Annotated in this window: 7 protein-coding genes and 3 pseudogenes; 6 read left to right on the forward strand and 4 right to left on the reverse strand. The window is 66.5% G+C overall.

Annotation, left to right across the window (positions count from 1 at the left end):
* Nucleotides 1–10: 10 nt before the first annotated feature.
* The 4 genes and pseudogenes from carA (at nt 11) to IPV09_RS08315 (ending at nt 7324) form a co-directional block, all read left to right on the forward strand.
* A complete protein-coding gene (gene carA, locus IPV09_RS08295) occupies nt 11–1129 on the forward strand; it encodes a glutamine-hydrolyzing carbamoyl-phosphate synthase small subunit (protein WP_207474772.1) in 1119 nt (372 codons plus the stop codon).
* Complete coding sequence (gene carB / locus IPV09_RS08300) at nt 1129–4545, forward strand: carbamoyl-phosphate synthase large subunit (RefSeq protein ID WP_207474773.1); 3417 nt, start codon at nt 1129–1131, stop codon at nt 4543–4545. Before carA ends, carB begins: the two co-directional genes overlap by 1 nt.
* 445 nt (nt 4546–4990) lie before the next feature.
* Nucleotides 4991–6021 (forward strand): annotated as a pseudogene (locus IPV09_RS08310) (IS3 family transposase).
* Nucleotides 5942–7324 carry an IS30 family transposase gene (locus tag IPV09_RS08315; RefSeq protein WP_076062282.1) on the forward strand — a complete coding sequence of 461 codons (1383 nt, stop codon included), beginning with the start codon at nt 5942–5944 and terminating at the stop codon, nt 7322–7324. The pseudogene IPV09_RS08310 and the gene IPV09_RS08315 overlap by 80 nt, the downstream one beginning before the upstream one ends.
* A 7-nt stretch (nt 7325–7331) precedes the next feature.
* On the opposite strand, the pseudogene IPV09_RS08320 reads toward IPV09_RS08315, so the two are convergent.
* The 3 genes and pseudogenes from IPV09_RS08320 to IPV09_RS08330 form a co-directional block, all read right to left on the reverse strand.
* A pseudogene (locus tag IPV09_RS08320) lies at nt 7332–8011 on the reverse strand (DDE-type integrase/transposase/recombinase); the annotation flags it as partial.
* A gap of 63 nt (nt 8012–8074) precedes the next feature.
* A pseudogene (locus tag IPV09_RS08325) lies at nt 8075–8518 on the reverse strand (transposase); the annotation flags it as partial.
* A 421-nt stretch (nt 8519–8939) separates the two neighbouring features.
* Nucleotides 8940–10142, reverse strand: a complete 1203-nt coding sequence (locus IPV09_RS08330; protein ID WP_242681395.1) for an IS481 family transposase — start codon at nt 10140–10142, stop codon at nt 8940–8942.
* A 221-nt stretch (nt 10143–10363) separates the two neighbouring features.
* Here IPV09_RS08330 and IPV09_RS08335 point away from each other — a divergent pair, with 221 nt between their 5' ends.
* The gene (locus IPV09_RS08335) at nt 10364–11350 is read left to right on the forward strand and encodes a magnesium transporter CorA family protein (protein ID WP_207474776.1); all 987 of its coding nucleotides are present in this window, start codon (nt 10364–10366) and stop codon (nt 11348–11350) included.
* A 96-nt stretch (nt 11351–11446) separates the two neighbouring features.
* On the opposite strand, the gene IPV09_RS08340 is transcribed toward IPV09_RS08335, so the two are convergent.
* Nucleotides 11447–11629, reverse strand: coding sequence for a hypothetical protein (locus tag IPV09_RS08340; RefSeq protein ID WP_207474777.1), 183 nt, complete (start codon nt 11627–11629; stop codon nt 11447–11449).
* Between the two features lie 239 nt (nt 11630–11868).
* On the opposite strand from IPV09_RS08340, the gene IPV09_RS08345 reads away from it, so the two are divergent.
* Entirely contained in the window at nt 11869–12582 is a 714-nt protein-coding gene (locus IPV09_RS08345) for a hypothetical protein (RefSeq protein WP_207474778.1), read from the forward strand.
* Nucleotides 12583–12677: the final 95 nt, after the last annotated feature.

Here is a 12677-nt window from a genome sequence, read left to right on the forward strand (position 1 = left end):
TCGTCTTCCGATGCCAGCACTGCTGGTCTTGGAGGACGGGCGGTTCTACTGCGGCACGTCGTTCGGCGCCACTGGAGAAACCTTCGGGGAGGCCGTCTTCTCCACAGGCATGACGGGCTACCAGGAGACCCTCACCGATCCCAGCTACCACCGCCAGGTCCTGATCGCGACGGCCCCCCACATCGGCAACACCGGATGGAACGACCAGGACAATGAGTCGCGCAGGATCTGGGTGGCCGGTTACGTGGTCCGCGACCCCTCACGGACACACTCGAGTTGGCGCGCCAACGGCTCCCTGCATGACGAACTGCGTCGGCAAGGGATCGTTGGCATCGCCGACCTCGACACGCGAGCGCTGACGCGTCACATCCGTGACAACGGCGCGATGCGGGTGGGCGTCTCCACCATCGAGACCGACCCTCGGCAACTGCTTGCGCGGGTGCTGGAGACGCAGCCCATGCTGGGGGCGGACCTCGTGGCCGATGTCACCGTCGCTTCGAAGCAGGTCGTCCCGGCAGTGGGCAGGAAGCGCTTCACAGTCGCCGCGGTCGATCTCGGCATCAAGGACATGACTCCCACCCGGCTCGCCCAGCGAGGAATCGAGGTGCACGTCCTGCCTGCTGCGAGCACCCTCGACGACATCACCGCGGTGGGTCCCGATGGGGTCTTCTTCTCCAACGGGCCGGGCGACCCGGCGGCAGCCGGGCGTGCGGTGGACCTTCTCACCGAGATTCTGGATGCGGGGCTGCCCTACTTCGGGATTTGCTTCGGCAACCAGATCTTCGGTCGTGCACTTGGCTTCGGCACCTACAAGCTGAAGTACGGCCATCGCGGCATCAACCAGCCGGTGATGGACCTGGCCAGGGGCACGGTCGAGATCACCGCCCAGAACCACGGCTTCGCCGTAGATGCCCCCCTTGGCCAGTCCGTATCCACCCGCTGGGGAACTGCACGAGTTACCCACGTCTGTCTCAACGACGATGTGGTCGAGGGCCTGGAGTTGCGTAACGATTCCGGCCGACTGACTGCTTTCGCTGTTCAGTATCACCCGGAGGCAGCCGCCGGACCGCACGACGCCGACTACCTGTTCGACCGCTTCGTCGACGTCATGGCCGGAAAGGACGACTGATGCCCCGTCGCACCGACATCTCCTCGATCATGGTGATCGGCTCCGGCCCCATCGTCATCGGGCAGGCGTGCGAGTTCGACTACTCCGGCACGCAGGCCTGCCGCGTGTTGCGCGAGGAGGGGTTCCGGGTGATCCTGGTCAACTCCAACCCGGCCACCATCATGACCGACCCCGAGTACGCTGACGCCACCTACATCGAACCGATCAGGCCCGAGTACCTCGAACAGATCATCGCCACCGAGCGTCCAGACGCGCTGCTCGCGACGCTTGGAGGCCAGACCGCCCTTAACGCCGCCATGACCCTGTTCAAGAACGGGGTGCTCGACCGCTACGACGTCGAACTCATCGGCGCCTCCGTCGACGCCATCGAAAAGGCGGAGAACAGGCTGGAGTTCAACCAGATCGTCACCTCACTCAAGGCGCCCGGCGCTGACGCCGGCGTGGCACGCTCGCGTATCTGCCACGACATGGACGAAGTCCTCGCCGCCGCGGGGATCCTCGGATACCCCATCGTGGTCCGGCCGAGCTTCACCATGGGCGGGCTCGGCTCCGGCATCGCCTACAACGAGGAGGAACTGATCCGGATCGCCGGGGCAGGCCTTTCGGCGTCGCCGGTCACCGAGGTGCTGATCGAGGAGTCGATCATCGGCTGGAAAGAGTTCGAACTCGAAGTCATGCGCGACGGATCGGACAACGTCGTGATCGTGTGCTCCATCGAGAACCTAGACCCCATGGGCGTGCACACCGGGGACTCCATCACAGTGGCCCCCGCCATGACGCTCACAGACAGGGAGTACCAGGCCATGCGCGATGTGGCCATCGCGGTAACCAGGGCGGTCGGCGTCGAAACTGGCGGCTGCAACGTCCAGTTCGCACTCAACCCTGTCGACGGGCGGCTGATAGTGGTGGAGATGAACCCGCGGGTCTCCCGATCCTCGGCGCTGGCCTCGAAGGCCACCGGCTTCCCGATCGCGAAGATCGCAGCGAAGGTGGCGGTGGGCTACACCCTCGACGAGATCCCCAACGACATCACCGGCGAGACGCCCGCCTCGTTCGAACCGTCGCTGGATTACGTCGTGGTCAAGTGCCCGCGCTTCGCGTTCGAGAAGTTCCCCACCGCTGACAGCACCCTCACCACGCACATGAAGTCAGTGGGCGAGGCCATGGCCATCGGCCGATGCTTCACCGAAGCGCTCGGCAAGGCCCTGCGCTCCCTGGAGGACCCAGCGGCACTCTTCGACTTCACCCGCCCGATCATCGAGAGCGTGGACGAGCTGCTGCGCCGCATCGCCCGACCGCACGACCACCGCCTGGCCCTCATGATGCAGGCGCTTCGCGCCGGCGCCACCTCGGCACAGGTGGTAGAAGCAACCCGCATCGATCCGTGGTTCGTCGACCAGCTCCAGCTGATCCGCGAGACGGCCGACCAGTTGTGCTCGGCCCCAGAGCTTACGGGCGGTCTCATGCGGCTCGCCAAGCGACACGGCCTCTCCGACGATCAGATCGCCGACCTGCGCAATCTCAGCCCTGACGTGGTCCGTGGCCTCCGCTGGGCGTTCGGCATCCGGCCCGTGTACAAGACGGTCGATACCTGTGCCGCCGAGTTCGCCGCCCGGACGCCGTACCACTACTCCAGCTACGACGAGGAGACCGAGGTCGAGCCCCGGACCCGGCCCGCCGTCGTCATCCTGGGCAGCGGTCCCAACCGGATCGGGCAAGGCATCGAGTTCGACTACTCGTGCGTGCACGCGGCCATGGCGTTGCGGGACGCCGGCTACGAGACGGTGATGGTCAACTGCAACCCCGAGACGGTCTCGACCGACTACGACACCACCGACCGGCTGTACTTCGAACCCCTGACGCTGGAGGACGTGCTGGAGGTGGTCCATGCCGAGCTCGCGGCCGGGCCCGTGGCGGGCGTCATCGTGCAGCTGGGCGGGCAGACGCCGCTCAAGCTCGCACAGGCGCTCAAAGACCGCGGAGTCCACATCGTGGGCACGTCGCCAGAGGCCATCCACCTGGCTGAGGATCGCGGAGAATTCGGCGCCCTCCTCAGCTCCGCGGGCCTGCTGTCCCCCCAGCACGGCACGGCCGTCTCCGCCGGACAGGCGCTGGCGGTCGCCCACACGATCGGTTACCCCGTGCTGGTTCGTCCCAGCTACGTGCTGGGCGGGCGCGGCATGGAGATCGTCTACGACGACGCCTCATTGGCGAGCTACATCCAGCGCGCAACCGAGATCGACCCCTCGCACCCCGTGCTCGTGGACCGGTTTCTCGACGACGCGATCGAGATCGACATCGATGCGCTCTACGACGGGGCGGAGCTTTACATCGGCGGCGTGATGGAACACATCGAGGAGGCCGGCATCCACTCCGGCGACTCGGCGTGCACCCTTCCTCCGATTACCCTCGGTACCGAGACCATCGACCAGATTCGCAGCTCCACCGAGATCATCGCCAAACGGATCGGGGTGAAGGGCCTGATCAACATTCAGTACGCGCTGCTCGGCGATGTGCTCTACGTGCTTGAGGCCAACCCGCGGTCGTCGCGGACCGTGCCCTTCGTCTCGAAAGCCACCGGCACGCCGCTGGCCAAGGCCGCAGCCCGCATCTCACTCGGCGCGATGATCGCCGAACTCCGCTCAGACGGAATGCTTCGCTCCGGGGGAGACGGCGCGACGGCGCTCGAGTCGGCACCGATCGCCGTGAAGGAAGCAGTGTTGCCCTTCAACCGGTTCCGCAGCCCCGAGGGCGTCGGCGTCGATCCGCTGCTCGGCCCAGAGATGAGATCCACAGGCGAGGTCATGGGGCTTGATGCGGCCTTTGGCACCGCCTTCGCCAAGAGCCAGGCCGCGTCGTTCTCCGCTCTTCCCACGAGTGGGACGGTGTTCGTCTCGGTGGCGAATCGCGACAAGCGGCACGCGATCTTCCCGATCAAGCGGCTCGCCGACCTCGGGTTCCGGATCCTGGCCACAGAGGGCACGGCACAGGTGCTGCGCCGCCACGATGTTGCGGTCACTGTGCTCCGGAAGGCGTCGCAAGGTACAGGTCCCAACGGTGAGCCGACGGTGGTGCAGGCCATCGCGGCAGGCGAGATCGACCTCGTGGTCAACACGCCGCACGGCCACTCGCTCCATGGCAGCCCCCGACAGGACGGCTGGGAGATTCGCGGCGCGGCCATCCGCGCCGGCGTGCCTTGCGTGACCACGACCCAGGCCCTCGCGGCGTGCGTGCAGGGCGTCGAATCCCTGCGCCAAGGAACCCCGGGGGTGCGTTCGCTGCAGTCCTGGAACGCCGCGATTCGAGCTGATCTCCACCGATCCGTGCCCCCTGGAGTGGGCCACAGCCCCAAGGCCACACAAGAGGCGGAGTTGCGCACCGTCGCTCCCGACGACCACTGTACTCAGCGTGGCTGAGCCGACACCCTCGTCGACACTCCCTCTTTCATGAGGCGGCTTGAGAGACCCGCTTGCTGGGCTGGCTGGTCGCGATTTCGGTGCTGGCCGGGTGGGCTGTTTGCCGGCTGACGCTGCCGGGCAACGGCTGTGCAGGTTCTCGGTCGATGGGGTCCACGGATCGTGTGGCTGGAGCCAGCGGCGGGGTGTCTGGGTCTTGTGTGGGGGCCGGGGTGGCGTGCTTGTGTGGACGACGCTCAATAACTGGTCAGTTTCACCGGGGGCGTTGACAGGACTCCGGAGCTGAGGTCTCTGGTGCCAGTCCTTCTTCGCGTACTGGGTGCAGAACACGGTGGAGACGGCGTCGTAGCGGCGTTCGAGGAGTCCCAGCAGCATGCTGCGGGTGCTGTCTGGGGTGTGACACTTCTCGTGGACAGTCGTTACCAGGAAGGAACGACGAGACGAGATGTCATCGAAACGCAGGAAGTACACCCCGGAGTTCAAGGCTGACGCGGTCCAGCTCGTGGTGGTCGCTCAGCGGCCGATCGCGCAGGTCGCGCGGGAGTTGGAGATCAATGAGAGCTCGCTGGGCTACTGGGTCAAGATCTACCGGGAACAGCACCCTGACCCGGCGAAGGCCCCGCCCCCGGTGGAGGCGGCCCGCCTGGCCGCGTTGGAGGCCGAGGTGCGCCGGCTGTCGGAGGAGAACGCGTTCCTGAAAAAAGCCGCGGCCTTCTTCGCCAGGACGCAACCGTGACCGACATGTTCACGCTGATCCACGCGGAGAAGGCCACCCACTCGGTCGAGTTGATGACCCGACTGCTGCACGTTTCACGCGCCGGTTACTACTCGTGGGTGAAGCGACGCGACACCCCGAGCCCGGCGGCGACCCGACGGGCGGAGGTGACCGCCGCGGTGATCGACAGCCATACCGCCTCCAACGGCGTCAACGGGCACCGCCGGGTGCGCGCTGACCTGACCGCCGACGGCGTGCCCGCCTCGGAGGGAATGGTGCGCTCGATCATGCGCCAGGCCGGGATCGCCGGCATCCAGCCCCGCACGAAGAAACGCACCACGATCCCCGCCGACGACGCCGAACAGCGCCCCGACCTGGTCAAACGCGACTTCACCTCCGACACGCCACGGACCAAGCTGGTCGGTGACATCACCTACCTGCGCACCGGCGAGGGGTGGCTGTTCCTGGCCACCGTGATCGATCTCCACTCCCGGATGGTGGTCGGCTGGGCAATGGCCGAGCACATGCGCACCGAACTGATCAGCGCCGCTCTGCGGATGGCCCACACCCACGGACACCTCGCCCCTGGAGCGATCTTCCACTCGGACCGCGGATCTCAGCGCAGGTTCAACCGGTCGTCGCAACACCTGAGGTCAGGAGGGTGTCGTGGGTCGACCGTCGATGTGGGAGACGGAGGTTGCCAAGCGTGGGCCGATGCGGTCACCGGGGCATCCGGGTCACCACCGCGCGAAGGAGCGTGAGTTCTGGGACGAGGTGGCCACGGGGAAGTTGCCGCGGGAGGCCGCCGAGGCGGTGGGCGTGGCTCAGGCCGTGGGGCAGCGGTGGTTCCGTCATGCTGGCGGGATGACGCCGTACTCCTGGCCTGCCCCGTCAGGCAGGTACCTGTCGTTCGCGGAGCGAGAGGAGATCGCGATCCTGAGAGCGCTCGGCAAAGGCGTCCGCGAGATCGCCGCCACGCTCAGGATGAGTCCGTCGACGATCTCAAGGGAGTTGCGCCGGAACGCGACGACCAGAAGCGGGAAGCTCGAGTACCGGGCCTCGGTGGCTCAGTGGAAGGCGGAGCTGTACGCCCGCCGGCCCAAGACCGCGAAACTCGTGAGCAATCAGCGGCTGCTTCGCTACGTCGAAGATCGGCTCTCCGGTCAGATCCGCTTGCCGAGCGGCGTGACCGTCGCTGGCCCCACGGAGCGGGAATGGAAGGGCTTGAACAAGCCACACCGTGAAGATCGTCGATGGGTCAGAGCGTGGAGCCCCGAGCAGATCTCCAACCGGCTCAAGGTCGACTTCCCCGATGATGAGTCCATGCGGATCAGCCACGAGGCGATCTACCAGGCCTTTTTCATCCAGGCCAGGGGCGCGCTGAACCGGGAACTCATCCTCTGCCTGCGCACCGGGCGGGCCCTGCGGATGCCCCGGGCCAGATCGAAACGTGTGGCCTGGGCCCACGTAACCCAGGAAGTCTTGATCAGCGAGCGCCCTGCAGAGGCCGAGGACCGGGCGATCCCAGGCCACCATGAGGGGGATCTGATCATCGGGACCAACAGGTCAGCGATCGGCACCGTCGTCGAGCGCACCACGGGCTTCACGACCCTGGTCCATCTCCCGCGAGAAGACGGATGGCGCGAACAGCCAATCGTCAAGAACGGGGCCGCTCTGTCAGGCTACGGGGCCACCTCGATGAACAAGGCGCTCGCGGCGGCGCTGGCATCCATGCCCGACGAGCTCAAACGGTCGCTGACCTGGGACCGCGGCAAGGAGATGTCGGCCCATGCCCAGTTCACCATCGACACCGGCCTCAAGGTCTACTTCGCCGACCCCCGAAGCCCCTGGCAACGAGGCACGAACGAGAACACCAACGGGCTCTTGCGCCAGTACTTCCCCAAAGGAACCGACCTGGCTAGGTGGGGACCAGAGGACCTCACCGCCGTCGCCCACGCTCTCAACACACGCCCCCGCAAGAGACTCGGCTGGCGCACACCAGCCGAAGTCTGGAACCAACATCTAGAATCACTCACACAACAACGCGTTGCGACGACCAGTTGAATCCGCCCTGCGACCCGCGGTCGGAATGCACGATGCAGCCGGCGACGTCGACGCCTAGCGCTGCGCGGGCGGTGACCGCGTTGTTCAGCGCCTGCACGGCCAGGCGGGACTTCATGCGGGCATCGATGGAGTAGCCGACGATCCGGCCGGACCAGAGGTCCTTGACCGCGCACAGGTAGAGCTTGCCCTCGCCGGTGGGGTGTTCGGTAATGTCGGTCAGCCACACCTGGTTCGGTCCCTTGGCGGTGAAGTCGCGTTCGACGAGGTCGTCGTGGGCGGGTGGTCCCGGCTTCTTCCCGTTGGCGCCTCGTTTCTTCCCGAACGCGCTCCACCAGCGGTTGGCAGAGGTGATCCGCCAGGCGGTGCGGTCCGCCATCACCTGACCGGCGTCGCGGGCCTCGTCGGCCAGCAGACGGTGCCCGAACTCCGGGTCGTCACGGTGAGCGTCGAACAATGCGTTGGCCCGATACGCGGCGACGAGCTCTCGCTCGCCGATCGGATGGGTGAGCCAGCGGTAGTAGGGCTGGCGGGCGAGCTTGAGGACCCGGCACGTCACCGCGACGGGGATCCCGTCGGCGGCGAGCTCACGCACGAGCGGGTACATCATTTTCCCGGCAGGTTCGCCTGCGACAGATACGCCGCTGCCCGGCGCAAGACCTCGTTCTCCTGCTCCAGCAGCCGGATCCGTCCAGCGACGCCCCACGGCGTCACAGATCAGATGTCACCTACTCGTGCAGCAGTCCCCTCGTTGACGTGCTGGTCGAGCTCGGCGGCCATCCGGGAGACCTGGGACTTCGAGAGTCCGTCGATGCCCAGGGTTTTGACGAGCTTGTCCATTCGGCGGGTGGACACCCCGGCGAGGTAGCAGTCCGCGACCACGGTGATCAGGGCGGTCTCGGCTCGTTTGCGGCGCTCCAGGAGCCATTCGGGGAAGTAGGAGCCGGTGCGCAGTTTCGGGACGGCGACGTCGACGGTGCCGACGCGGGTGTCGAGGGGTCGGTGGCGGTAGCCGTTGCGTTGCGCGAGCCGGTCGGCCGAGGGCTGGCCCCATTCGGCTCCGCAGACCTGGTCGGCGTCAGCGGACAGGAGGGCGTTGATCAGGGTCTGCAGGAGGGTGCGCATCATGTCGGGCGAGGCCTGGGTGAGCAGGTTGCCCAGCACGTGGGCGGGGTCGACAATGTGTGGAGCGGTCATCGTGGTGATGTCCCTTTCGAGAGAGCTGTGAGAGGTGAACTCGAAGGATCCCACGGTGACCGCGCCATCGTCTTCCGACTCGGCCACCGGGGCTACACCACTATGAGGGACTTAACTCCGGCGCGGACGCCCGACTCTGGGCATGAGCGCGATGAAACCCTCTCGGCATGAGCGACCCTCATCGACCGTGCGGCTGGTTGTCATGGCGCCGTCTTCATCCGGTTCGGAGCCAGGGCGGAATCATTGGCCTTGCGCGCGTCGGCACCGTCCCCTCCGTCGCACGTTCGCCGCACGAAACAATCCAGATCGAAGCCGATTCGGCGTACTTCGAAGTCAAACGGATTTCAAAGGAGGTTCAAGTCCTCTCTCGGACACATTGTGAAGTCTCGGGACATCGTTAACGGATGTCCCGGGACTTCGTTTACGTTTTGGGGTTGTTGGGTGGGGGTCGTGGGGTGCCCTTCGGGGGTCCTGGTTTGATGCCGAGTGGTTGGTAGTCGGTGTCGGTGTTGATGGTGAGCTCGCGGATGATCTGGCCGGTGGTGTTGTCGATGATGATGACGTCGAGGTCGTGGACGAGTAGTTCGACGGGTGTTCCTGCGCGGGCTTTGCCCAGGCCGATGTGGTGCAGTCGGCTGTGGATGCGCAGGGTTACGTTTCCGCCTTTGGAGATCTTGTCGGTGCGTCGGCGCCAGTGCGTGGTCGGGGTGCCGGGGGTGGCTTTGGCGCGGGCGGTGTAGACCTGTTCGGGGGTGCGGCCGGTGAGGGATCGGTGGGGTCGGATGGTGTTGTAGTGGCGGGTGAATTTGTCGATGTGTGCTTGGAGTGCGGCGAGGTCGTCGGCTGGTGGGTGGGCGGTGAGCCAGCGTTTGAGGGTCTGGTTGAGGCGTTCCACCTTGCCCTGGGTTTGGGGGTGGTTCGGGGTGCCGTTCTTCTGGGTGACTCCCAGGTGGGCGAGTTCGGCTTCGAACCGGTTGGGGCCGTGGCGATGGCGGGTGGTGAACACGAATCCGTTGTCGGTCAGGGTCGAGGCGGGGATGCCGTGGGTGGCGCAGGTGTGGCGGAAGGTGGCCAGGACGATCGGGCCGGTGACGACGGGGTGGGCGGTGGCCGAGAGCAGGTAGCGGGAGTGGTCGTCGACCCAGAGCAGGATGTTGGTGTCGGTGCCGTCGGCCAGTGGCCAGTGGGTGAAGTCGGCCTGCCAGCATTCGTTGGGCAGGTCGGCCTGGAAGCGGGTGTAGCTGGAGCGGGGCCGTTTGCGGGGTTGTGGGGTGACCAGACCGGCGCGGGTGAGCATCCGCCAGATGGTGGAGACCGCTGGGGCGGTGTGGTTGTCGCGCAGCAGGTACTCGCGGATGGTCGCTGCTCCAGCGTCCAGGCCGAGGGTGGTCAGTTCGTGGCGGAGCGCGATGATGCGTTCCTGCAGGATGCTGCTGGTCTGGTTGGCCGGGTGCAGGGGCCGTTTGGATCGGGGTTCGAGTGCTTCCCACCCGCCGGCCCGGAAGCGTTGGACCAGTGTGTGGACCCAGACCTTGGAGACCCCGTACTGCTGTGCGGTCTGGCCCAGTGACCTGCCCGCCTGCACTGTCTCGACGATGACCCTGTTCTTCTCCCGGCTGCCCATGGCCCAGCGTTAACCATGACCCGAGACACCCGTTAACTATGTCCTGACACACAGCACTCTCTCGGACACATTGTGATGTCGCACGACATCGGAATAGCCCGAACCTGCAGTGTGCAGGTTCGGGCTGGTTCTTTTTCTGGGCCTGTTTTCGCATGCATGGGTCCACCGCCGGTTCGTCGTGGCGGCAGCGGCAGAACCGTTGTGGGATCGACAATGGAGGCATGTCGACGCTGGTGACGAGCCGTTCGTGGCGAGATGGGGTGGTCACTGATGACGACCTCACCCGCGACGAGCTGGCCAGAGCGGTCCATGACCGCGACGTATTGGTCTGGATCGATTTGCTCGCTCCATCGTCGGAACGTCTCGCCGAGATTGCCGAGGAGCTCGGGTTGCCCGTCACAGCGGTGGAGGATGCCCTGGCACCCAAGGAGCGCCCCAAGCTCATCCGCCACGACTCACACCTGTTCTTCACCACGTACGCGGTCCTCCCGGCAGAGGGTGACTCCCAGGGCATGGCACAGCGCACCACGCGAGTGTCGGGTTGGTGTCTGCCTTCGGCTCTGGTGACGATCCGGTTGGATGACCGGTTCTCGATGGCCCCGGTCGTCGCATTCTGGGAGGAGAACCCACATTTGCTGCGCGAGGGCTCGGGGGCGTTGCTGCATGGTTTGCTGGACGCCGTCGTCGACACCCACTTCGAGGCGATTGAGGCGCTGGACGATCAGCTCGAGGCGCTCGAGGACGTCCTGTTCGAGGAACGCACGACCGGAGCATCCTTTGCCAGAAAGGTCTACGGGATCCGGAAGGACCTGGTCGCCCTGCGGCGCGTGGTCCTGCCGATGCGCGAGGTGGTCACTGGTCTGATGCGCCACCCCGACATTGACTCCAGCGCGCTGCGTCCCTGGTTCGACGACCTGACCGACCACGTCTTGCGGGCCGGTGAATGGACCGAATCGCTGCGCGATCTGCTCACCTCTGCCTTCGAGACCAACCTGTCGCTGACCGACTCACGGCTGAACACCATCATGAAGAAGCTGGCCGCCTGGGGTGCGATCATCGCCGTGCCCACGGCCATCACGGGCTGGTTCGGCCAGAACGTGCCGTACTTCGGCTACGCCCAGCCAGTCGGGGTGGTGTTGTCGGCGGCTCTGGTCGTGGTCGGGGTCGTCGTCCTGTACGCCTTGTTCCGGCGGAACAACTGGTTGTAGCGGTAGCTCCCGCGGCGCCACCTGCAGCAGTTGCGTGCTGATGCAGCGCTTCAACGCGTGCACCTGCTGCTAACTACTGCAGCTGGCCGTCACGTGTCAGCGGCTGTTCTGGACGTCGGTGCCGCTGCGGGGATCGACCCTCGTCGAGTCCTGGTCGCCGTAATCCCTGGGCTCGCCCTGGGCGACCTGACCCGCGTCGACCGCGTCGGGAGCGGCGTCCAGCGGCTCGGTGGCCTCGGACGCACCCTCAAGGTTCTGCACTTCGGACTTCTCGGACATGGGTCCTCCTGTGGTCACTGGTGGCATCACCCTAGTCCGCGCGCTGCCCGCCCACGCGGACGCGTGCACTTCAGCCCCCCGTGCCCCTGGTCGCCCCGCGTCGGCTCAGGTGAGGTGTCGCCCGAAGAACCGCAGCGAGCCAACACCACCGATTTCACACCCCGCGCGCATTCACACGCCCCCGCTCAGCCGGCACGCCCACCCCCCTCGGCGACCGGTGACACCCGTACACTCACCGCATGACGTACCCGGTGCCGGCCACCCCCCAGCGAAAGCCGTCGAAGCTGTTGATGGTCTCGTGGGTGCTGCTGATCGTGGCCATCGCCGCGGGACTGTACGCCAACTCGATCGGCTCGCCCTACCGGGGCAGCCTCGGCAAGCCGCCCGGCTGCCTCATCGACCAGAAGTGCACGAGCGCCGACATTGACGCGGCCATGGCCTCGGAGAACCGCTGGCTGTTCATGGCCTTCGTCTGCTTCCTGCTCGCCGTGATCCTGCACCTGGTCGCCACCCCCGGACGCGTCGTGCCGCGCACACCCCTGACGTCGCCGTGGCTGCGCTCCTTCCTGGCGTCGGTCATTGCTGCCGCGCTGGTGGTGGCGCTGGTGGTGCCCTTCCTGGCCCTGGCCTTCACCGGGCAGACCGGGGCGCTGGTGATGCTGGTGCTGATCGGTGCCTTCATCATGGTCGCCGTGCCCTCGTTGACGCACTCCCACACCTGGGCACGCCCACGGCTGGCGAAGGTCGTGGTCATCCTGGCCACCCTGGCGGCACCCGCGGCCGCCATGCTCATTGCGCTGGTGCCCGTCCCCAGCTCGGAGTCCATGCAGACGGTGATGGGGGCGGTCGCGGTGGTGGCGACCATCGCCGCCCACACCGCCGGCCACCGGCTGGCCATCAGCGCCAGTGGCGCCACGGCGGCTGGGGCGCACCTGCGGCACACTCAAGCCTGAGGCAGCACTTGAGGGCGCATGTGACCTTCGCCCCCCGATCTGCACAGAATGAGTCCGACCCCGTGCCTGCGCTCCCCCTCCGGGTGCTCGTGACA

This window comes from Tessaracoccus sp. SD287, assembly GCF_017355265.1.
In the GTDB taxonomy this organism is placed as follows: Bacteria; Actinomycetota; Actinomycetes; order Propionibacteriales; family Propionibacteriaceae; genus Aestuariimicrobium.